Source organism: Vibrio sp. 1751 (assembly GCF_033339895.1).
In the GTDB taxonomy this organism is placed as follows: Bacteria; Pseudomonadota; Gammaproteobacteria; order Enterobacterales; family Vibrionaceae; genus Vibrio; species Vibrio alginolyticus.
The window spans coordinates 122,427-143,478 of the sequence record NZ_JAWOVM010000003.1 but is presented as its reverse complement, the minus strand read 5'-3'; the positions used below and the strand labels follow the sequence as shown (position 1 = coordinate 143,478).

The window sequence follows — 21,052 nt, the reverse complement described above, 5'->3', positions numbered from 1 at the left end:
AGCAAACCTGAGATGATCCAGAAAAAACGGTTGAACCCCGCGTTTCTTACCGTCATCCAACTTTGTAAAGAGATTGCAGATAAGCCCATCGACTTCAATGAGGTTGAACGTCTGTTTTCGATTGATGTGACGCTGTCATACAAGCTGCTTACTTACGTAAATTCAGGCTATACATTAACGACTAAGATCAAATCGTTCAGACAGGCGCTTATTTATCTGGGTGAAGAGCGACTACGACGCTTTATTTCCTTAGTTGCAATTGCGTCCGTTCAAGAAGATAAACCTGACTCTCTTTACTCTTTAGCGATTCAGCGTGCACGAATGTGTGAACTGTTACTTAGTCAAATGAACACTAGGTATGACCCTGGGCAGGCTTTTTTGACAGGCATGTTTTCTTTACTCGGATCTTTGCTCGATCAACCGCTCTCGGATGTCATTGAAGATATCCCCGTTGACGAAGATATAAAACTCGCATTAACCAGTCGAAAAGGCGTACTTGGTCACTTACTTTCGATGACAATCGCCTATGAACAAGCGGACTGGGAGTTAGCCGAGCGATATTGCACCGTTCTTAAATTAACCGAACCTCAATTAGCGGACGCTTTTAATCAATCGACGGAATGGGCTCAAAAACTGCTGTCTCAAACGCCCTAAATCGCTATAATGCCTCACCTCCAGCCTCGCAATTGTGGGGTTGTTTGTTTTTACCGCTTAATTAATCGAGATTTCATTTTATGGCTTCTTCTTGCCCTTGCGGATCTAACCGCACCTACCAACAGTGTTGTGAAATTGCCCACAATAACCATGCTTACGTTACCACTCCGGAGCAGTTAATGCGCTCTCGTTACAGTGCGCATGTGTTAGGTCTAGTCGATTACGTGGTGAACACGTACCACCCAAGCTGTAATGCAGAAGAACAACGAGAAGGCATTGCCCAATCTATCGACAGCGATTGGTGCAAACTTGAAGTATTAAAAACAGAAGCTGGCAGTAATGACAATGAAGGCTTTGTCGAGTTTAGCGCTTATTTTGATGAAGACGGCAAACGCTACTGTATGACAGAACGTTCTCGCTTCGTAAAAGAAAATGGGCTTTGGTACTACATTGACGGCACATTTCCTGAAGAAGAGCCAGAAGAAGAACCAGAACAGGATCCACGATTGAGCCAGCCAGTGAGTAGCCTAAAGCTAGGTCGTAACGATCCGTGTATCTGCGGAAGCGGTAAGAAGTTTAAGAAGTGTTGTGGGTAAAGGCATCCACGCCTAGCTTATTGAGTTCGCTTTAATGAGATTCCTGACCTCACCTAAGCTCGTCGGAATAACGTGAATATATGTACCTGTTTGAAGTAAATAACTCTACTGCAAGCACCATTAGAAAATATACCGTCATTCTGAACGGCGAGGAACGAGTGTGATTCAGAATCTAATCGCTACTAGCACTGTTGCCGGTTTTTACCCCGAATCAAGAACACTAAATTAAAAAAGCCCCTAGGCTCGAGAGCATAGGGGCTTTCACTTATCTATAGCAAGCTTACTTATGACGCTCTTTCAGTTTGTTCACTACGTCATTCATCGATAAGCCTTGGTCTTGAAGCAATACCATTAAGTGATAAATCAAATCTGCTGATTCACACACTAACTCCGCCTTATCGCCCGACGTCGCCGCAAGCGCGACTTCAACGCCTTCTTCGCCCACTTTTTGCGAAATACGCTTGGTGCCACGGGCATAAAGACTGGCAGTATAAGAGGAATCTGGGTCGGCACTCTTGCGGGCAGCCAATAGCTGCTCAAGTTGATGAAGCCACACCATTTGTGACTCCTCTTGAGGGTCCACATCCCAGCAAGTTGTATTACCCAAGTGGCACGTAGGACCAATGGGATTCACCTTAACCAGTAGCGTATCGTTGTCGCAATCTAGCTGCATGTTCACCAATTGCAATACATTACCGGAAGTCTCACCTTTCGTCCAAAGACGCTGTTTAGTTCGAGAGAAAAACGTCACTTGACCCGTTTCGCCCGTTTTTGCCAACGCATCTTGGTTCATGTAACCCATCATCAGCACTTGGCTTGATTGGAAATCTTGTACGATGGCAGGTACCAGACCATCCACCTTTTCCCAGTTGATTCGCTCAGCTAGCGAACTTACTTCGGCGGCTTTCACACTCATAGTCGTACCTCAATGCCTTGTTGTTTCAAATACTGCTTTAGTTCACCAATATTGATGACTTGCTTGTGGAATACCGATGCGGCAAGCGCGCCATCCACATTTGCTTTTTGGTAGGCTTCTGCGAAGTGCTCCATGGCACCTGCACCACCCGATGCAACCAATGGCACGTTACACACTTCACGCACCATATTAAGTTGTTCAATATCGTAGCCGTTACGTACGCCGTCTTGGTTCATCATGTTCAGTACGATTTCACCAGCGCCGCGTTTTTGTACTTCTTGCACCCAATCACGCGTTTCCCATTGAGTTGCTTTGGTGCGTTCTTCATCGCCAGTAAACTGGTAAACCTGATACTTGCCGGTCTCTTTGTCGTAGTATGAATCGATACCAACGACGATACATTGCACACCAAACTTATCAGCAAGGTCAGTAATCAATTGCGGGTTCGCCAAGGCAGGTGAGTTGATAGACACTTTGTCTGCACCAAACTCAAGAATGCGCGCCGCGTCTTCCGCTGATTTAATACCACCAGCCACACAGAAAGGAATATCAATCACTTCAGCAACGCGAGCGACCCAACTTTTATCGACGACACGACCATCACTTGAAGCAGTAATATCGTAGAACACAAGCTCGTCTGCGCCCTCTTCCGCATAACGCTGTGCCAGAGGAACGATGTCGCCAATGATCTCGTGATTACGGAACTGAACGCCCTTTACCACTTGTCCATCACGGACATCAAGACATGGAATTATTCGCTTTGCCAGCATGCAAATGCCTCCTCTGCTGTGAACTTACCATCTAACAGCGCACGACCAACAATCACACCAGTCACACCACTGCCTTTTAGCGCTTCGATATCTGCTAATGAGCCAATGCCGCCTGAAGATTGAAACTGCACTTGTGGATACTGTTTACATAGGTCGACATAAAGCTCTACGTTTGAGCCCTCTAGCGTACCGTCACGAGAAATGTCCGTACAAAGCACATGCTGCAAACCTACCGTTAGGTAATCGTTGATCAGAGCTTCGATGGTCACGCCTGAGTCTTCTTGCCAACCAGAAATCGCTACTTTACGTGTGCCGTCTTGATCGATGTTGATGTCTAGCGCGAGAACGATTTTCTCTGCACCGTATTTTTCCATCCAACCTTTCACAAGCTCTGGCTGTTTTACTGCTGTTGAGCCAACGACAACACGCTGAGCCCCCGCTTCTAGCAGATCAATCACGTCTTGCTCTGTGCGCACTCCGCCACCGATTTGGATGTTCGCTGGCGTGCTTGCTAGTAGCTTTGCAATTAAATCAAGTTGACGTGCTGTCGTGTCTTTCGCGCCAGTTAAATCCACTAAGTGCAGCCAGTTAGCACCCGCTTGGTGGTACAAGTTGAACTGCTCTGCTGGGTCGACTTTGTACTCAGTTACTTGGCCGTAATCACCTTGATAAAGGCGAACCACCTGTCCTTCAATTAAATCAAGAGCTGGAATAATCACACTAAATCCCTTTTATAATTCTAAGAAGTTTTGAATAAGCTTCGCGCCCGCTTTTGAAGAACGCTCAGGGTGGAATTGCACACCATAATAGTTACCGCTTTGAACCGCAGCAGTGAATGGATTTCCGTAATCACATTCGGCAATGGTGTAATCCCCAACAGGCATCGCAAAGCTGTGCACGAAGTAGAAATACTCTCCTTCTTCAATACCTTTGAAAAGTGGATTACCTGCTTTTGCAGAGACTGTGTTCCAACCCATATGCGGCAGCGGCAAATCGCCAGTTTGTAGTAGCTTCACTTCGCCATCACAAAGTCCAAGACACTCAACTAACTCGTCGGCTTTCTGACCTTTCTCTTGAGACACTTTGCCCAACAGTTGCATGCCTAGACAGATACCTAGCAAAGGCTTTTCTACCTGTTTTACCAAGCTGATAAGATCGCGCTCTTCTAGGTTCTTCATCGCTTCGCTGGCAGTGCCCACACCCGGTAGGAATAGCTTATCTGCCGACAATACGACCTGCGGATCTTTTGAAATAGTTACGTCATAGCCTAGGCGTTCAATAGCAAACTTCACCGAAGAGACGTTGGCACAGCCAGTATCGATAATGACAACTTTCTGTTCTGTCACTGTTTTTCTCCTTGCTAAGATTCGCCTTAAAGCACGCCTTTACTACTTGGTAGCTCAGTGCCTTCTACTTTGATTGCTTGGCGTAACGTACGGCCAAACGCTTTAAATAGACTTTCAATGATGTGGTGATCATTGTTGCCCGCAGAAGAAAGGTGCAACGTACATGCTAATGTGTCAGTCAAAGAGCGGAAGAAGTGAACCACCATCTCTGTTGAAAGATCACCCACTTGCTCACGGCTGAATTGAGCGTCGAACTTAAGGTAAGGACGACCTGATAGGTCTAGTGCGCATTGCGCCAAACACTCATCCATTGGAAGGCTAAAGCCAAAGCGACCAATACCACGTTTGTCACCCAGTGCTTCTTTCAACGCTTGACCTAACGCAAGAGCGGTATCTTCCACTGTGTGGTGATCATCAATGTGCAGGTCACCTTCCACTTTGCACACCATCTGGAATCCACCGTGCGTCGCGATTTGATCCAGCATGTGATCAAAGAAGCCAAGACCTGTAGAGATGTCATTGCCGCCTTGCTCATCAAGATTAACGATTACTTTGATGTCTGTTTCTTTTGTGGTGCGAACCACTTCAGCTACGCGCGCCTTCACCGTCAGATCTTTTAGGATCTGTTTCCAACCCATGGTTTCTGGGTTGTATTGAATGCCACGAATTGCCATGTTTTCTGCAAGTTGAAGATCGGTTTGACGATCGCCAATCACAACAGAGTTTTGGAAATCTACTTTGCCACCTTGAAGATATTCTTTTACCAAGCCTAATTTAGGCTTACGGCATGAACAGTTATCTTCATCAAAGTGAGGACAAATCAGCACGTCATCAAATTTCACACCTTGAGATTCAAAGATCTCCATCATCATGTTGTGTGGTGCATCAAAATCTTCTTGTGGGTAGCTGTCGGTACCCAAACCATCTTGGTTCGTGACCATCACTAGACGGTATCCTGCATCCTGCAACGACAACAGGCTTGGGATAACAAATGGCTCCAGTTTTAGTTTATCTAAACGGTCTACTTGAAAATCAATCGGCGGCTCAACAATTAAGGTGCCATCACGGTCGATAAAGAGGATTTTTTTTTGTTTGCTCACTCGAACTTCCTTATTGCTATTCTTTTGGCGCTCCCGCTATTGAGCGAGAGCGATAAATTCTGTCTCTATTTATGCGTAGTAGTTTCTGATAAATCCAAGCGTTTTTTCGCACTCGTCACGGTTACCCACACTGATACGCACACAGTTTTCAATTGGCGAGTTACGCAAAATAATGCCCGTATCCCAAGCCGCTTTGAAAAGGTCATCGCCATCTGGGAATTTCACCAATAGGTAGTTTCCCCACCCTTCAAACACTTCCAAGCCCGGAATCATTGAAAGGCCAACTTGCAAGTAAGCACGGTTTGCATTCAAATCGAGAACTTGAAACTTCGCTCGCGCTAAACCAGCTTCCGAAAGTGCCTGAGTCGCAATTTCTGCCACTGGAACTGGGACTGGGTAAGGTGCGATAACTTTAAGAAGTACATTAATCAGCTCTTCGTTCGCAAGCGTAAATCCACAACGCAGACCTGCAAGCGCAAAAGCTTTCGACAGAGTACGCAGAATCGCAAGATTCGGGTATTGCGCCAGTAAATCTACCGTTGACGCTTCTGGACAAAAATCGATGTATGCTTCATCCATCACCACGATTGCTCGGTCTTTTGTCATCTCAAGCAGAGACACAATGTCCTCACGCTTAACCAAGTTACCTGTTGGGTTGTTTGGCGAACATACAAAAACCAGTTTCACGTTATCCAGATTAGCTTCGATGCCTGCAAGGTCTAGTTGCCAATCTGACGTTAGCGGCACGGTTTTGCGCTCTACACCGATGGTTTCTGCACTGATGGCGTACATGCCGTAAGTTGGTGGGCAGTAAAGAATCGCATCTTCACCCGGCTCACAGAATGCACGAATTAATAACTCAATACCTTCGTCTGCGCCGCGAGAAGTCAGTGTTTGTTCTGGCTTCACACCCGCATACGCTGCGTAAGCGGAAATCAGTTCTTTCGGTTGGCATTCGCTGTAACGATTAAGACGAGCAAAGTCTGTTTTGTATTCATTGTTAAATGGTGATTCGTTGGCATTTAGCCATACGTCACCCGTACCACCGATTCGGCGAGCCGACATATAAGGGGTAAGCTGTTGGACTTGTTTACGCGCTAGCTTTTCCATCTCATTACTCTCTTATTCTTACTTACTTGCTAATTTTTCTACGCGGATAGTAACAGCACGTTTGTGAGCGTCCAGACCTTCTGCTTCAGCCATCGTGACTACCGTTGGTGCAAGGTTCTTTAAACCATCAGCAGAAAGCTCCTGAACCGTCATTCGTTTAGAGAAATCCGCCAAACCTAAGCTTGAATAAGTACGTGTGTAACCGTAAGTAGGAAGGACGTGGTTAGTCCCCGATGCGTAATCTCCCGCAGATTCAGGCGACCAATCCCCAAGGAAGATAGAACCTGCGTTATCTAATAGAGGTAGAAGCTCACGAGGGTTCTTAGTCTGAACAATCAAGTGCTCAGGACCGTAGTAATTGGAAATAGAAACTGACTGCGTCATCGACTCGGAAATAATGATCAAGCTTGATGCCAGAGCCTTTTCTGCGATGTCTGCACGAGATAGCTCCTTAAGCTGACGTTGAACCGCATCCGTCACTTGATCAGCAATCACAGGAGAAGGAGTCACCAATACCACTTGAGAATCAGGACCGTGTTCCGCTTGGCTCAAAAGATCCGCAGCGATAAAGTCTGCATCTGCGGTTTCATCTGCAATCACTAGCACTTCTGATGGCCCTGCTGGCATATCAATCGCAGCACCGCGGAAATCATTGCTAACCTGTCGTTTTGCTTCGGTCACGTAAGCGTTGCCCGGACCAAAGATCTTATCTACTTTCGATACAGTCTCGGTGCCATAAGCCATTGCAGCAACTGCTTGGCCACCACCGACGTTGTACACTTCATCAATGCCACACAGTTTCGCGACATAAAGGATCTCATCAGCGATTGGCGGTGGAGAACAAAGAACGACTTTACGACAACCTGCAATTTTTGCAGGAACGCCGAGCATCAAAACAGTCGATGGCAAAGGCGCACTGCCACCAGGAATGTACAAACCCACTTTTTGAATTGGGCGTGTTACTTGTTCACAAAGGACACCTGGCTGCGTTTCCACCTTGATCGGTTGCGGCTTTTGCGCTTTGTGGAACTTAGAAATATTGGCGTAAGCTTGCTCTAGTGCGCTCTTCATTGACTCTGACAAACGCTCTGACGCTGCCTTAATTTCCTGAGAAGAAACACGAATGGATTCAGGCTTAACACGGTCAAACTTTTCGGTCAGCTCAATAAGAGCAGAGTCACCTTCTTCTCGAACTTTAGCAATAACTTCGGCCACAGCAGTGGTGATATTGGCACCTTCTGCAATAGCAGGGCGCTCCAAAATAGAGTCTTGCTGATTCTCACTTAATGATTGCCAAACGACTGTTCTCATGATGCTTACTCCATCATTTTTTCAATTGGTAGAACAAGAATTGAACTTGCGCCCAACTCTTTCAGCTGTTCCATTGTTTCCCAGAACAGGTTTTCAGAACTCACCAAGTGAACAGCCATTTTCTGCTTATCTGCAGAAAGAGGAAGAACAGTTGGATCTTCAGCACCTGGCAGTAGTGCTTTAATTTGATCTAACTTCTCTGCTGGGGCGTGAAGCATAATGTACTTAGATTCTTTTGCTTGTTGTACGCCTTGCATGCGAGTTAACAGCTTTTCGATTAGCGCCACTTTGTCTGCGTCGAACTCACCTGTGCGTTGAATCAATGTCGCTTTTGATTTGAAGATAATTTCAGCTTCTTTAAGGCCGTTCGCTTCCAGTGTTGCACCTGTAGAAACCAAATCAGCGATAGCATCAGCGAGACCCGCGCGAGGCGCAACTTCTACAGAGCCTGTCAGCATACATGTAGAGAATGGAACGCCGGCTTCATCCATGTACGCTTTTAGAAGTTGAGGATACGTTGTAGCAATACGCTTGCCAGCTAAGTCTTGTGGACCGTTGTACTCTTCGTCCTTGTCGATTGCGATAGATAAACGACAGCCACCAAAATCAAGTCGACGAAGCTGAACAAACTCGCAGGGTTCACCTAATGCTTTGCGGTCAAGGCGAACTTCTTCTAGTTCATTTTCGCCAATAAAGCCAAGGTCAACCACGCCATCCATAATTAAACCTGGGATGTCGTCATCACGAACCAAGAGTAAATCAATTGGCATATTTTCAGAATGGACAACTAAACGCTCGCCCATTACGTTGAACTTTACGCCGCACTGTTTTAGTAGAGCTTGACTCTCTTTGCTAAGACGACCTTTTTTCTGAATTGCGATTCTTAAACGTTGTGTTTGCATTGCTTTGTCCCTATGCAAGATTTTGATATCTAAGTATTTTTCAAACTAATAAAACTAAAAAACCCTCGGGAGATTGAAGTCTCCCGAGGGTTTAAAATCTGCTTTTACTTTGATTTTACCTCCGGGAGTTTCCTGCCTCCCGGGTATGCGTACATCGCCCGAAAGACTAGATTGGGTGATGATGGTGATGAATGTTCATTACAAAATTACGCATACTTATTTCAAGGCTCTTCTCATTTGCTTTGTTACCAACAACACTAACCAAGCTGATTACTTTTTTCAACCCTTAATTTTAAAAAAATTCGAATTGTATAATACAAATAAAAAAGGAGGCCGAAGCCTCCTATAAATTTACTTTTTAAATCAGTGAATTACGCACTCTGGCAAGACGCTATTTTAGACTTTGAAAGCCATGACAAAATAGCGCAAACGATAATGAATGTTATCGACGCTGCAATGAACGAGAACGCTATTGAAGCAGTCATACCAAGGGCAATAAAGCCGACGCATGAAACAAGCGCGACTGATAATGCATAAGGTAGCTGTGTTGATACGTGATCAATGTGGTTACAACGTGCACCCGTCGATGACAAGATAGTCGTATCTGAGATTGGTGAACAATGGTCACCGAATACCGCACCAGCTAAAACCGCACTCAGCATCGGTAGCATTAGCGCTACGTCTGTTGCGCCAGCCATGTCTCCAGCGATTGGAAGCATGATGCCGAACGTACCCCATGAAGTACCTGTTGAGAACGCCATCAGGCCAGACAACAAGAATAGGATAACTGGGAGCCAATGAGGGTTGATATTGCCCTGCGCCATTGTCGAAAGGTAAGTACCAGTCTTCATATCACCGATAACAGAACCAATGGTCCAGGCAAATACTAAGATTAGAATCGCACCAAACATAGACTTAGCACCAATCCAAAGTGTACGTGCGATCTCAGCCATTGGTAGACCTTGCTTCACAACAGTAAACAGTGCAACTGCTAAGCCAAGCAAGCTACCGTAGATTAGTGATGTACCTACATCTGTATTTTCAAAAGCACCAAGAAGCGCAAACTCCTTACCATCAGCAGCCAATGCTTGGCCACCCGTGTAAAGCATTGAAGCGATAGTCGCGATAATCAGCGTCACGATAGGAAGTATCAAATCTGACACTTTACCCTTTTCACTTTCACGGATATCTAGCTCTTCGTTTAGGTCATGCGCTTCTTGCGAGTCATTTTCTTTGTCTTTATCAAAGCCACGACCTTGCGATGCAGAGATCTCATGCTCACGCATTTTACCAATATCAAGACCAAACCACGCAACAGCGAACACCATTAGCAGCGCAAAAACGGCGTAGAAGTTCATTGGAATAAGACGAACATATGCGCCAAGAGCCGAATACTCTGTGATCCCATGTGAGACTAAGATCCCGCCAATAATAGTAATAATGTAAGCACCCCAGCTAGAAGCAGGCATAATTACACACATTGGAGCAGCGGTTGAGTCTAGAATGTACGCAAGCTTAGCGCGAGACACATAAAAGCGATCGGTTACTGGGCGAGAGATCGCACCAACAGCAAGGCTATTAAAGTAATCATCGACAAAAATGAATACGCCTAAAAAGGCGGCAAGAAGTTTGGAGCCGCGTTTACTCTTCACTCGAGATTGTGCCCATTCAGCAAAAGCACGAGTACCGCCAGATAGCGTTAATAAAGCTGTTGTCATACCTAATAAGATTAGGAAACCAACAATGCTCATGTTCCAAGTGTTAATTCCGCCATCTTCAATAAAGACAGAAGAAACTTGAGAACTGACGTAACCTGCGGTGTCGCTGATAGACCAGCTATTAAGTAGCACCGCACCTAGCACGATACCTACACCCAAGGAAACTAATACACGTCGAGTCAAAATCGCCAAAGTCAAAGCGACAATAGGTGGCAATAATGAAACAGGAGAACTAGAAAAATCTATTAAATTCATGATCTTCAAAAACCAAAGTTTGGCTAGAGATCTACTGCAGACAAGTCACGTAGCATACGATACGTGCTCATGTTGAACTTAGCGACAGGGAAGCGAACACTCCACCCAACCCTACAGTAGCGCTCCATAGTTTAATGTGAATATATACTATGGCAGTGTTGTTCCTTTCAGATACAACCCCAGCAAGTAACTTTGATGAGTTACTTACTTCGGCAATCTTCGCCTTCCACTATTATTCATTGGCATCACCCCAATAATAGCTACTCTTCGAGACCGCGCCTCTACGGCAACAACAAACAATTAACCACTAACTGTACAAATTAACAACAAATTGTCTGCAATATTGCATCAGGTGGCAGCCATTGTACTTATGATGAGAGTCAATGCAACACATCAAACTAAATTAAACAAATAAATAATGACTGAGATAATTTATAAACCTTGCCTACTTCCATAAGTTTTGTGCAACTGAAATCACATCAATCATGTTATTTATGAAACATTATTACTACCTTAGAAATATCATGGTTTATCTTATATCAATAAATTAAGGATATATGACACAGCATTAAAGATGGATGCTTCATATTTTTAAGTAATAACTCAAATTTTTTTATAAAAAACCAAGCTGTCACTCTCTCTATACAATAATGATTGTTGATTTTAGTTCTCATCTAAGAATGATTTATTTCGAGTGTAATAATATTAATTGCTTTAAAAAATAGTCAAATTTAAACAAAATCTTGATTTAGCATTTGCACATAAGGAAAAGATAAAGTTAAATATAAGGACTCTTTGTTTATTTATAGATTGGCATTATTTAATCGTAACGATAAAAAGTGCCCAACACATTAACCTTTTAATAGGAATCGTTATGTCAGAGCTGACTAAAACCCTTCTAAATATCCGTAGCCTTCGTGCATTTTCTCGTGAGCTGACTCTAGAACAATTGGAAGAAGCTCTAGATAAACTCACTACTGTCGTAGATGAGCGTCGTGAAGCAGAAGAAGCAGAACGCGCAGCACAAGCAGAGCAAGAAGCTAAGCTTGCAGAGATTGCTGAGAAAATCGCTCAAGACGGTATTGACGTAGAAGCACTTATTACTGCGCTATCTGGCGAAACTAAGACGAAAGGCAAAGCGAAGCGCGCACCTCGCCCTGCTAAATACAAATACACAGATTCAAACGGTAATGAGAAAACTTGGACTGGCCAAGGTCGTACACCTTCGGCGATTCAAGAGCAACTTGATGCAGGTAAATCTCTGGATGAGTTCCTAATCTAGATCCGTGCTATTTTTTAAAAGGCTCCCATAGGGAGCCTTTTTTATTTAAACCATTACAAATAAAAAAGGCACATTTCTTAATGTGCCTTTTACTTTAGTTACAGAATAGTTAATTAAATCGCTTCGTATTAACGTTCCCAGTATGCTTCTTCTAGGCTATCTTCTCGCTCAGGAAGTCCGCGCGACAATCGTGGTGAATGTTGCACGAGAACTTCGTAGCTAGCACGGTTTGCGTATTTGCAGACTTGAGAAAAAGAAGAGTAAGTTAAATACTCGTTACTGTGCTTGCTTGAATTAGGCACATTTTCTTTATGGTATTTATTTGCTGCCATATCATGAAGAACAGCAGATAACGCAGCATCACCTGCGCCATTTGTATTCTTAATTTTTTCTGGGCCACCCATATATGGCGAGATATGCGAGTACACTTTTATTGGCGTCTCGCATGAGTCTTTTTTCGCCGGACGACTGAATTCATAACGATTAAATTCAGCAATTGACCCTGGAAGTAATGGCAAAGAAGTTTCGCGCTTCGCGCTATCCTCCGTATACCCAGCCATAAATAGACCTACAGGACCCGCCGTGCACAATACTAGATCAGCCCACTCCAATGTTTTATCAGACGCAGCAAGTGGATCAGATTCCCCCGTCAGTGCTTCTGCTTCATCTTCATTCATCGCAACGACTGAAACGTTATCTCGAATGAATTCTTGCCAATATTTAGGGTCATCTTGAATAACAAACTTTGTGCCTAAAGTCAGAACAACAGGCACATCATTCTTTTTCGCGTACTCAATTGCTTTCATTGTTGCTTCCGGCATTGGGTCGCCGTCTTTGCAACGTACTAGATATGACGTCAGTACAAGTGCTGATGCATTTTTAAAGATTTTCTCTGGAATGCTATCAGGATGGAGTTGGTTCATTTGCCCTTCGCTGATAGCAAAAGTACGTTCACCGTCTTCTGTGATAAGAGCAAAACAACGGCCAATTGCACCATCTACACCTTGTAGGTAGTTCAAGTCCATGCGGCTTGATGTATTACAAAGATAGCGGTAACCGTAGCTGCCAATCTTAATATCCTGGCTCATCACTCCAAGTAGTGTGGAGCGGTCATCCGCTAGCACGGAGTAGTTATGTAGCGTGTTACCAATTGTACCGCCCGCATACTCATTGGTAATCAAGTTCTCTTCTTTCAGTTGCTGGTATAACTCTTCTGCTCTTTCGTCATCGATAACCAGAGAGTGACCTTTACTCAGACCGTACTTTTCAATCACATCCGTTGTAACTTTTGCTTCAATATCAACCAAGGTTTGGTCAATACCAATGATGTGAGTGCGCGTCATCTTCTTGCTTTCTTGTGCTTGGCTCACCAGCGGGTCACGAGCATGAACAGGAAAATAGTGCTTCGATTTGCGTTGTCCAGGAAATTTCATATTGTCAGTCTGAGTAAGGGGATGAAAAGGAGAGCGGATTCTATACCGCTAATAATAAAGCAGCAATAAAAGCGATTATAGCAAACGTTTGCTGACTACTTTTTTCTTTTAGGTGGCTTATTCACCTTCCATAAAGCTGAGATCTGGTAGTTGCTCAAGGTGCTCGCTATAACGCTTTAGGTTGAACTCACCCTCATTCTTCATTACATCAAAAATCTCAATTGACATCGCACATGCCATCATCGCAACCGCATCTTCACGTGGTGTGCCAGTCATCATTAAACGCATAAGGGTTTCTTTTACTTTAAGCGGGTTACCATCTTCGAGCTGATTTTCAACAATTTCAATCAACTCACTTTCTTGCATAAATTGGTTTTCTTCTGTCATTTGATGTTTCCTCTTGGATTTTGGCCAACTATGCCATATATACCTCTTCTATACTTGCGAAATTACTCGTTCGAATCTTTGTTGAAGAAAAATCCAGCGAAACGAATTGTGATTTCGATCTCGGATCTGTCACCGGTCTGTGGATTCTGATAGAATCTGCATCCCGTTTATTTAAGTGGTGTTTAGTAATGTCTGATAACAGCCAAAAGAAAGTCATCGTCGGTATGTCCGGCGGCGTTGATTCATCTGTTTCCGCGTATCTTCTAAAGCAGCAAGGCTACCAAGTAGAAGGCCTTTTCATGAAGAACTGGGAAGAAGATGACAACGAAGAATATTGTACAGCGGCAGAAGATCTTGCTGACGCTCAGGCAGTATGTGACAAGCTAGGCATCCACCTACACACTATCAACTTTGCTGCCGAATACTGGGATAACGTATTTGAGTACTTCCTTGCTGAATACAAAGCGGGCCGTACTCCGAACCCTGACATTCTTTGTAACAAAGAAATCAAGTTCAAAGCATTCCTAGAATTCGCTGATGAAGTACTTGATGCTGATTACATTGCAATGGGCCACTATGTGCGTCGCTCTTTCCCAGAAAACGGTGAAAAAACACAAATGTTACGTGGTCTAGATGGCAACAAAGATCAAAGCTACTTCCTGTACACATTAAGCAACGAGCAAATCGCACGTAGCCTATTCCCTGTTGGTGACCTAGAGAAGCCAGAAGTACGCCGCATCGCGGAAGAGCAAGATCTAATCACGGCGAAGAAGAAAGACTCTACGGGTATTTGTTTCATCGGCGAACGCAAGTTTACTGAATTCCTAGGTCGCTACCTTCCAGCTCAACCAGGTAACATCGAAACACCTGAAGGCGAAGTGATTGGTCAACATCAAGGCCTGATGTACCACACGCTTGGTCAGCGTAAAGGTCTACACATCGGTGGCCGTAAAGGCGGCGGTGGTAACGAGGACCCATGGTTCGTTGGTGAGAAAGATCTAGAACGTAACGTTTTGATTGCCGTTCAAGGTAAAGACCATCCAATGTTAAAATCAGAAGGTCTACTTGCATCACAACTTCACTGGGTAGATCGTGAGCCAATTCGCGATGTTATGAAGTGCACAGTGAAAACTCGTTACCGTCAGGAAGATATTCCTTGTACAATCATCCCTATCGATGATGAAAACATTAAAGTTATCTTTGACGAGCCACAAATTGCTGTAACTCCAGGTCAATCAGCAGTGTTCTACAAAGGTGACGTGTGCCTAGGTGGCGGCATCATCGAGCAACGCATTAAATATTCTCAAGCTTAGGAGTCGTTACGTGGCGAATACACTTTATGACCGTACTATCGCTTTCGCTGGGATTTGCCAAGCTGTTGCTTTAGTTCAACAGGTAGCGAGAAACGGACATTGTGATCAAGATGCTTTTGAAACATCAATCAACGCTATTTTGAGCACGAACCCTGCTAACACAGTTGGCGTATTCGGTCGCGAAGCCGATCTAAAGCTCGGCCTAGAGTGCTTGGTTAAGGGGATTGATAGCACACCATCAGGCAGTGAAATTACTCGTTACATTATTAGTTTAATGGCGTTAGAGCGTAAGTTAAGCTCTCGTAACGATGCTATGTCTCAGCTTGGTGATCGTATTCAGATGGCCAAGCGTCAGTCAGAGCACTTTGAGCTACTAGACGATCAAATGATCAGCAATTTAGCGAGCATCTATCTGGATGTCGTTAGCCCTATTGGCCCACGCATTCAAGTAACGGGCACGCCATCTGTACTGCAGCAGACGGCAAGCCAACACAAAGTTCGTGCGCTGTTGTTATCTGGCATTCGTAGTGCAGTTCTTTGGCGTCAAGTTGGTGGTAAGCGTCGCCACCTAATCTTCGGGCGCAAGAAGATGGTAGAGCAAGCACAAATCCTTCTTGCTCGTCTGTAGTAAAATATCAAATAAGCAGCTCGCGTTTATCGCGAGCTCATTTTTTTCGACTAAAACAAATCCCGCGCAAACGTTTGCGCAATATTCGTGACAATTGCCACAGTTATTGGTATAAAGCTCACGAAATTTAGAAACCCAATTCAGGAGAACATCATGGAACTGTCAGCATTGACTGCTGTTTCACCAGTAGACGGCCGTTACGGAAGCAAGACAATTGCGTTACGCGAAATTTTCAGTGAATACGGTCTACTAAAATACCGTACTATCGTTGAAATCCGCTGGCTACAAAAGCTTGCTGCTACTGCTGAAATTGCAGAAGTGCCAGCGTTTAGCGCAGAAGCAAACCAATTCCTAGACGACCTTGCTGCAAACTTCTCTGAAGAAGATGCACGCCGTATCAAAGAGATCGAGCGTACAACTAACCACGACGTAAAAGCGGTTGAGTACTTCCTAAAAGAGAAAGTAGCAGACGTTCCTGAACTGCACGCAATAAACGAGTTCTTCCACTTCGCATGTACTTCTGAAGACATCAACAACACATCACACGCTCTAATGCTTAAAGAAGCGCGTGAGAACGTGATTCTTCCAGAAATCCGTAACCTAATCGACGCTATCAAAGCACTAGCAGTGGAATACCGCGACATTCCTCTTCTATCTCGTACACACGGTCAGCCTGCTTCTCCATCTACTATGGGTAAAGAAATGGCAAACGTGGCGTACCGTATGGAGCGTCAATTCAAGCAAATCGAAAACGTTGAGATCCTAGCGAAAATCAACGGTGCAGTAGGTAACTACAACGCACACCTTTCTGCTTACCCAGAGCTAGATTGGCACAAGTTCTCTGAAGAGTTCATCACAGAGTCTCTAGGCGTAACTTGGAACCCTTACACAACTCAAATCGAACCGCACGATTACATCGCTGAGCTGTTCGACGCTATCGCTCGTTTCAACACTATCCTGATTGACTTCGACCGTGACGTTTGGGGTTACATTGCACTAGGCCACTTCAAGCAAAAAACTATTGCTGGTGAGATCGGTTCTTCAACAATGCCTCACAAAGTTAACCCAATCGACTTTGAAAACTCAGAAGGTAACCTAGGTCTTGCGAACGCTGTATTCGGCCACCTAGCACAGAAACTGCCTATCTCTCGTTGGCAACGTGACCTAACTGACTCAACGGTTCTACGTAACCTTGGTGTTGGTGTTGGCTACGCTATCATCGCTTACACTTCGACACTTAAAGGCATCAGCAAGCTAGAAGTAAACCGTGAAGCCCTTCTTGCTGAACTAGACAAGAACTGGGAAGTACTAGCTGAGCCAGTACAAACCGTTATGCGTCGTTACGGCATCGAGAAGCCATACGAGAAGCTGAAAGAGCTAACTCGTGGTAAGCGTGTAGACGGCGAAGCAATGCGTAACTTCATCGACGGTCTTGAGCTTCCTGAGCACGAGAAAGCACGTCTGAAAGAGATGACGCCAGCGAACTATATCGGTCAAGCAATCGAGCTGACAGATAAGCTGTAATACTCCTGTAACGACCAGATACTTAAAAGGTTGACGCGAAAGCGTCAACCTTTTTTAGTTAGGAGAGTTAGGTCGGGAGAAAATAATTTTAGTTATATGGAATGGATTATTAATTGAAGATCAGCCCCATTTGTTATGCCTGCTTTTGAAAGAACAAGGTTATTGTTCCTACTTCCACACCAAACTTTTTTATTTTCGTTAGATTGAAAACGTGTCTGTCATCCTGACGATAAAGCCAATCATCAAAAGCAACCGTCACTGATGAATCCTCCATTTGTAGCTCAAAGTCATATTGCCACTGTAGCGCATTGCCCTGCTCTTCCCCTGTTGCTACACCTATAATATCGTCTGCCTTACCTTCATAACGACCGTCTTCTAATCTAGTGATAACCCAAATTCGCTGGTCCACCTCTCCGTCATCAAACACGAAGTCTTCCACCAGCGTCAGCGTATCACCCGCTACAGTACCCACTATATCGACCTCAAAGCGACGCGTTTGCTGTCCGGTATAATCTTGCACCATCCCCCACGCCTTTATGTCGCCTTCGAAATAACCGAATACGTCAAAAGTCGGTGTAGAAGAGCGGTAATTATCAATGTCTGCGGAACATGCCGAAAGAAAAACAGCTGCCACTAAAGTCGCTGCTTTAAAAATTCGTTTAAACACTATCTAACCTGCCCTATCAATTGTTTTCGGAGTTTCGGAAATTCTGTGTTGGGTGATAACCATATAGCCAAAAATGCATCGTTCATTCGTTCGTCTTCAATGATGCCAACGTTCTTTACTTGCACGTCCCCAACCTGCTTATAAAAAAGCTGACCAGATTTTCCATCTGTTAGATAAGTAAGCTCGTCACCTTTTTGAATATCAGGAAACATACGATCGAGCTCGCTGATCCAAGCTTTTCGATATGAGTCCGTAAAACCCAATTTCGCCCACTGCTCATCCGTCACATCAAGCAGCTGTTGCTTACTGATGTCTCTCTTGTAATTAATTTCCAACGCAAGGGGATGTGGCGATACGTCATCGCTTACGATAAACTTTCCATCAGGCGCTTTTAATCTTGAGTGATAAATATCGAAGATGAACCAAGTAAGTTGGGCTTCTCCAACAGTTTTCCACCCCTTCCAATTCGCAATGTTGCTGGCAGCTTCGCTATTTCCAACAGGTTGAGCTTGCAGAGCAAAAGAACCAGTTACTATTACCAACGCAAGCAACCTAGTCAGTCTCTGAGTTAAGTCTCTCTTCAAGCTTTTCATTTCCGTACACCTTGAGTATCAAGAGCATCATGACGCACCATTCGACAAACAACATTGCCAGTGTAGCGCCAGTGCTGAATCCAAATTCAACGGCTTGGAGTTTATGGCCAGCAAAGTAGCTCGCCGTTCCTCCGAGTCCGCCTACTATTGATACGTAGGTTTTTGGGAAACGGTACAAAATTGACTTGAGTTGATAGGCATACCAGGCGAACAGAACCCAAAGGCACAAAAGCCAAAGGGGTAACCATTGAGTGGCAAACATGAAAATTGAAAATTGCTGATTTAATGTATCAAGCACGAGACCAATCGTGGCGATCACACCAATACTTTTGAGCGAAGATGCGTCAGTTTTCAAACAATATAGTAGGGTTGCCAAAGTAAGGAATAACGTGACCCATTGCCATTGATAGGTTCCAAGCACCGCTGCAAACCAGCAGAGTTGGAACCATGTCGAAGCAAGAAATACCTTCATAACGAACTACGGGCGTTGAAACGTCATGTGAACTGCACTGATCGTGCGAGCCAAAAAGCCACCTTCACAGTAGCTCAAATAGTAGCGCCACATACGCACAAAGCGGTCGTCGTAGCCAAACGAGCGCACTTCACTCTCTGCTCGATTAAAACGAAGGTGCCATTCGTTCAGCGTCTTGGCGTAGTCCAAACCAATATCGAACAAGTCTCGCGTCACTAAGTCACTGTACTTTGTTGTTGCTTGGATTAGTGAGGTTACCGACGGTAAAAAACCACCCGGGAAAATGTACTTTTGGATAAAGTCGACGTTGTTACTGTAGTAATCGTAACGCTGATCGGCAATCGTAATCGCTTGAATCGCCATCAAGCCACCAGACTTCAATAAAGACTCACAGACCTTAATGTACGAAGGCAGGAATTGTTTGCCCACAGCTTCAATCATTTCAATAGAAACGAGCTTGTCATAAGTGCCGGTTAGGTTTCGGTAATCTTCTTTGAGTAGAGTGATTTTGTCTTCTAAGCCACGCTCTTTGATTTTTTGCTCCGCGTACGCGTGTTGCTCTTCAGATATCGTTGTTGTGGTGACCTGACAACCGTATTGTTCAGCCATGTAAATCGCCATAGCGCCCCACCCAGTGCCAATTTCAACAACATGATCGGTAGATTTCAGCTCAAGTTGCTGACATAGACGATCCATTTTGTTGATTTGAGCCTGCTCTAGAGAGTCATCCGCATGATTGTAAAGCGCCGACGAGTACAGCATATTGGTGTCAAGGAACGCTTCGTATAGGTTGTTACCCAAGTCGTAATGCGCATGGATATTTTTACGTGAGTTCTCTTCAGAATTTCTGTTTGACCAATGGCTGAACTTGTACAGTATTTTAGTCAACCAACTGCCTTGCTCTTCGAGTTTATCTAGAGCACGCATGTTAAGGGCCATCAGTTTCATTAATGAGGTTAAATCGGGGCTATCCCACCACCCATCCATATAAGCCTCACCAGCAGCAATACTGCCGCCCTGCAAGATCCGTGAATAAAAGCCTGGATGTTTTACCTCTATAGTAGCGACAACAGGTTGACCACTGTACTCCCCATTTGGCGCACTAAAACGCTCGCTTCGCTCTGTCGTTTCCGTCTTAAAACTTTCAATAACTGTTAAACAGCCGATTTCCATTTTTTGCAGACATTGAAAAATAACTCCGCGAGCCGCTTTTTGCGTTGTCGTCAATTTACGCGGCAATGTCATAGAACTAGTATTTAACATGCAGAATTCTCCTTGTGCTTTTTATTTTTTTTGTCTGTTTTTTCAGTATCGGCTTCTATTTCTTCATGCGTTGAATATTTAGGATGAGAATAAAAAGGTGCGCCTTTCACCCAAAGTTTTAATGCGTGCCAATAAATACCAACCATTACTTTTACCGTTTGTATTGGTGTAACGATCAAACACCTCAATAAGGTTTTGCTTGAAAGTGGCTTGGCTTTCATAACCATGGTGGCATCAAAGTGTTTCTCTCCTTTGTGACATTCAAGATGAATATTCAACTTGTCTGTCAAAGGTTTAATTTTCCAGCGGTAGAGTTGGTCAATCGGGTTGAATGGTGAAACATGGAATGCTTTAACTTGTTCCCAACCAAACTTTTCTTCTTCTTTATCTGCTGACACCACGTAGTAATGTCGTTCATTCCAAGGAGTGTTACTCACCTCTGCGAGGAGATACTTCCATTCTCCTTCCGCGTTATAAACATAGTAGAAATTAACGGGACTGAAATAAAGTCCTAGATAACGCAAGTGACAGACTGCGATTACCTTGCCGGTACAGCGAACACCTGTCAGTTCTTCAATTTTGCTGTGCACTGCCGACTTGACGCTACCTTCACCAATGTAATCACTGCGCTTGAAGCGAGCCCAATGCCACCAACGCGAACCAAAACCCCATACTTTTTTCTCTAAAGCATCGATCTCGTCTACATCAATGGCGGGCATAAATAAAGAGTAGTTCAATTCATGATTCACCGGCGTGAATCGACGGTGACGAACGTTGCCTATAAACAATCGGCTGTTCATTTGGCTATCCAT

At 44.4% G+C, this 21,052-nt stretch carries 22 protein-coding genes, 1 riboswitch and 1 other annotated feature; of the genes, 6 read left to right on the top strand and 16 right to left on the bottom strand.

Annotated elements, in window-relative coordinates:
• Window positions 1-654: EAL and HDOD domain-containing protein (locus R7041_RS02585; RefSeq protein WP_318128590.1), on the top strand; the 654-nt coding region annotated here is incomplete at its 5' end.
• Window positions 655-734: 80 nt separating this feature from the next.
• Window positions 735-1,250: a YchJ family protein gene (locus R7041_RS02580; protein WP_213966527.1), complete on the top strand. Its 516-nt coding sequence runs from the start codon at window positions 735-737 to the stop codon at window positions 1,248-1,250.
• Window positions 1,251-1,530: 280 nt separating this feature from the next.
• Here R7041_RS02580 and hisIE read toward each other — a convergent pair whose 3' ends face one another.
• From hisIE to tet(35), 9 genes are all read right to left on the bottom strand, one after another.
• Window positions 1,531-2,166, bottom strand: coding sequence for a bifunctional phosphoribosyl-AMP cyclohydrolase/phosphoribosyl-ATP diphosphatase HisIE (gene hisIE, locus R7041_RS02575; protein WP_005533681.1), 636 nt, complete (start codon window positions 2,164-2,166; stop codon window positions 1,531-1,533).
• Window positions 2,163-2,936, bottom strand: a complete 774-nt coding sequence (gene hisF / locus R7041_RS02570; RefSeq protein ID WP_258512456.1) for an imidazole glycerol phosphate synthase subunit HisF — start codon at window positions 2,934-2,936, stop codon at window positions 2,163-2,165. Before hisF ends, hisIE begins: the two co-directional genes overlap by 4 nt.
• Complete coding sequence (gene hisA, locus R7041_RS02565; RefSeq protein ID WP_054575134.1) at window positions 2,918-3,655, bottom strand: 1-(5-phosphoribosyl)-5-[(5-phosphoribosylamino)methylideneamino]imidazole-4-carboxamide isomerase; 738 nt, start codon at window positions 3,653-3,655, stop codon at window positions 2,918-2,920. The genes hisF and hisA overlap by 19 nt, the downstream gene beginning before the upstream one ends.
• Before the next feature lie 12 nt (window positions 3,656-3,667).
• Window positions 3,668-4,282: an imidazole glycerol phosphate synthase subunit HisH gene (gene hisH / locus R7041_RS02560; RefSeq protein WP_006743042.1), complete on the bottom strand. Its 615-nt coding sequence runs from the start codon at window positions 4,280-4,282 to the stop codon at window positions 3,668-3,670.
• A 26-nt stretch (window positions 4,283-4,308) separates the two neighbouring features.
• Window positions 4,309-5,382, bottom strand: a complete 1,074-nt coding sequence (gene hisB, locus R7041_RS02555) for a bifunctional histidinol-phosphatase/imidazoleglycerol-phosphate dehydratase HisB (protein WP_025766877.1) — start codon at window positions 5,380-5,382, stop codon at window positions 4,309-4,311.
• Window positions 5,383-5,451: 69 nt separating this feature from the next.
• A complete protein-coding gene (hisC, locus tag R7041_RS02550; RefSeq protein WP_017634689.1) occupies window positions 5,452-6,492 on the bottom strand; it encodes a histidinol-phosphate transaminase in 1,041 nt (346 codons plus the stop codon).
• An 18-nt stretch (window positions 6,493-6,510) separates the two neighbouring features.
• Window positions 6,511-7,803 carry a histidinol dehydrogenase gene (gene hisD, locus R7041_RS02545; RefSeq protein ID WP_033905089.1) on the bottom strand — a complete coding sequence of 431 codons (1,293 nt, stop codon included), beginning with the start codon at window positions 7,801-7,803 and terminating at the stop codon, window positions 6,511-6,513.
• Between the two features lie 5 nt (window positions 7,804-7,808).
• The gene (hisG, locus tag R7041_RS02540) at window positions 7,809-8,705 is read right to left on the bottom strand and encodes an ATP phosphoribosyltransferase (RefSeq protein WP_005378180.1); all 897 of its coding nucleotides are present in this window, start codon (window positions 8,703-8,705) and stop codon (window positions 7,809-7,811) included.
• Between the two features lie 53 nt (window positions 8,706-8,758).
• Window positions 8,759-8,896: a sequence feature (His leader region), on the bottom strand.
• A 180-nt stretch (window positions 8,897-9,076) separates the two neighbouring features.
• The gene (tet(35), locus tag R7041_RS02535; RefSeq protein WP_017634691.1) at window positions 9,077-10,678 is read right to left on the bottom strand and encodes a tetracycline efflux Na+/H+ antiporter family transporter Tet(35); all 1,602 of its coding nucleotides are present in this window, start codon (window positions 10,676-10,678) and stop codon (window positions 9,077-9,079) included.
• A 109-nt stretch (window positions 10,679-10,787) separates the two neighbouring features.
• A riboswitch (Lysine riboswitch) is annotated at window positions 10,788-10,970 on the bottom strand.
• Window positions 10,971-11,552: 582 nt separating this feature from the next.
• Here tet(35) and R7041_RS02530 point away from each other — a divergent pair.
• On the top strand, window positions 11,553-11,960 hold the full coding sequence (locus R7041_RS02530) for an H-NS family nucleoid-associated regulatory protein (protein ID WP_005378185.1): 408 nt from the start codon (window positions 11,553-11,555) through the stop codon (window positions 11,958-11,960).
• 128 nt (window positions 11,961-12,088) lie between these two features.
• Here the strand turns inward: R7041_RS02530 and R7041_RS02525 are convergent, their stop codons facing one another.
• Together R7041_RS02525 and R7041_RS02520 are read right to left on the bottom strand one after the other, a co-directional pair.
• Window positions 12,089-13,393, bottom strand: a complete 1,305-nt coding sequence (locus tag R7041_RS02525; protein ID WP_005378187.1) for an inosine/guanosine kinase — start codon at window positions 13,391-13,393, stop codon at window positions 12,089-12,091.
• Between the two features lie 117 nt (window positions 13,394-13,510).
• Window positions 13,511-13,780: a hypothetical protein gene (locus R7041_RS02520; protein WP_005378190.1), complete on the bottom strand. Its 270-nt coding sequence runs from the start codon at window positions 13,778-13,780 to the stop codon at window positions 13,511-13,513.
• Window positions 13,781-13,968: 188 nt separating this feature from the next.
• Here R7041_RS02520 and mnmA point away from each other — a divergent pair, with 188 nt between their 5' ends.
• From mnmA to purB, 3 genes are all read left to right on the top strand, one after another.
• Window positions 13,969-15,093 (top strand): tRNA 2-thiouridine(34) synthase MnmA, encoded by a 1,125-nt coding sequence (gene mnmA, locus R7041_RS02515; RefSeq protein WP_054576398.1) that lies wholly within the window; start codon window positions 13,969-13,971, stop codon window positions 15,091-15,093.
• A 10-nt stretch (window positions 15,094-15,103) separates the two neighbouring features.
• Window positions 15,104-15,721, top strand: coding sequence for a high frequency lysogenization protein HflD (hflD, locus tag R7041_RS02510; protein WP_005378194.1), 618 nt, complete (start codon window positions 15,104-15,106; stop codon window positions 15,719-15,721).
• Window positions 15,722-15,874: 153 nt separating this feature from the next.
• Window positions 15,875-17,245 (top strand): adenylosuccinate lyase, encoded by a 1,371-nt coding sequence (gene purB / locus R7041_RS02505; RefSeq protein WP_258512673.1) that lies wholly within the window; start codon window positions 15,875-15,877, stop codon window positions 17,243-17,245.
• 133 nt (window positions 17,246-17,378) lie between these two features.
• Here the strand turns inward: purB and R7041_RS02500 are convergent, their stop codons facing one another.
• The 5 genes from R7041_RS02500 to R7041_RS02480 are packed head-to-tail and all read right to left on the bottom strand — an operon-like array spanning window position 17,379 to window position 21,052.
• Window positions 17,379-17,912: a DUF3833 domain-containing protein gene (locus tag R7041_RS02500; RefSeq protein WP_155489421.1), complete on the bottom strand. Its 534-nt coding sequence runs from the start codon at window positions 17,910-17,912 to the stop codon at window positions 17,379-17,381.
• Window positions 17,912-18,505: a chalcone isomerase family protein gene (locus R7041_RS02495; RefSeq protein WP_017821712.1), complete on the bottom strand. Its 594-nt coding sequence runs from the start codon at window positions 18,503-18,505 to the stop codon at window positions 17,912-17,914. The genes R7041_RS02500 and R7041_RS02495 overlap by 1 nt, the downstream gene beginning before the upstream one ends.
• On the bottom strand, window positions 18,465-18,977 hold the full coding sequence (locus tag R7041_RS02490) for a DUF2878 domain-containing protein (protein ID WP_054576397.1): 513 nt from the start codon (window positions 18,975-18,977) through the stop codon (window positions 18,465-18,467). Before R7041_RS02490 ends, R7041_RS02495 begins: the two co-directional genes overlap by 41 nt.
• Before the next feature lie 6 nt (window positions 18,978-18,983).
• Complete coding sequence (locus R7041_RS02485; RefSeq protein WP_064368031.1) at window positions 18,984-20,240, bottom strand: SAM-dependent methyltransferase; 1,257 nt, start codon at window positions 20,238-20,240, stop codon at window positions 18,984-18,986.
• Window positions 20,234-21,052 carry a DUF1365 domain-containing protein gene (locus R7041_RS02480; protein ID WP_064368029.1) on the bottom strand — a complete coding sequence of 273 codons (819 nt, stop codon included), beginning with the start codon at window positions 21,050-21,052 and terminating at the stop codon, window positions 20,234-20,236. The genes R7041_RS02485 and R7041_RS02480 overlap by 7 nt, the downstream gene beginning before the upstream one ends.

What these genes read in the sequence shown, in the direction of transcription:
- R7041_RS02580 (WP_213966527.1), top strand. Translation starts at nt 735, where the DNA reads ATGGCTTCTTCTTGCCCTTGCGGATCTAACCGCACCTACCAACAGTGT.
- hisIE (WP_005533681.1), bottom strand. Translation starts at nt 2,166, where the DNA reads ATGAGTGTGAAAGCCGCCGAAGTAAGTTCGCTAGCTGAGCGAATCAAC.
- hisF (WP_258512456.1), bottom strand. Translation starts at nt 2,936, where the DNA reads ATGCTGGCAAAGCGAATAATTCCATGTCTTGATGTCCGTGATGGACAA.
- hisC (WP_017634689.1), bottom strand. Translation starts at nt 6,492, where the DNA reads ATGGAAAAGCTAGCGCGTAAACAAGTCCAACAGCTTACCCCTTATATG.
- hisD (WP_033905089.1), bottom strand. Translation starts at nt 7,803, where the DNA reads ATGAGAACAGTCGTTTGGCAATCATTAAGTGAGAATCAGCAAGACTCT.
- hisG (WP_005378180.1), bottom strand. Translation starts at nt 8,705, where the DNA reads ATGCAAACACAACGTTTAAGAATCGCAATTCAGAAAAAAGGTCGTCTT.
- R7041_RS02530 (WP_005378185.1), top strand. Translation starts at nt 11,553, where the DNA reads ATGTCAGAGCTGACTAAAACCCTTCTAAATATCCGTAGCCTTCGTGCA.
- R7041_RS02525 (WP_005378187.1), bottom strand. Translation starts at nt 13,393, where the DNA reads ATGAAATTTCCTGGACAACGCAAATCGAAGCACTATTTTCCTGTTCAT.
- R7041_RS02520 (WP_005378190.1), bottom strand. Translation starts at nt 13,780, where the DNA reads ATGACAGAAGAAAACCAATTTATGCAAGAAAGTGAGTTGATTGAAATT.
- mnmA (WP_054576398.1), top strand. Translation starts at nt 13,969, where the DNA reads ATGTCTGATAACAGCCAAAAGAAAGTCATCGTCGGTATGTCCGGCGGC.
- purB (WP_258512673.1), top strand. Translation starts at nt 15,875, where the DNA reads ATGGAACTGTCAGCATTGACTGCTGTTTCACCAGTAGACGGCCGTTAC.
- R7041_RS02495 (WP_017821712.1), bottom strand. Translation starts at nt 18,505, where the DNA reads ATGAAAAGCTTGAAGAGAGACTTAACTCAGAGACTGACTAGGTTGCTT.
- R7041_RS02490 (WP_054576397.1), bottom strand. Translation starts at nt 18,977, where the DNA reads ATGAAGGTATTTCTTGCTTCGACATGGTTCCAACTCTGCTGGTTTGCA.
- R7041_RS02485 (WP_064368031.1), bottom strand. Translation starts at nt 20,240, where the DNA reads ATGTTAAATACTAGTTCTATGACATTGCCGCGTAAATTGACGACAACG.
- R7041_RS02480 (WP_064368029.1), bottom strand. Translation starts at nt 21,052, where the DNA reads ATGGATAGCCAAATGAACAGCCGATTGTTTATAGGCAACGTTCGTCAC.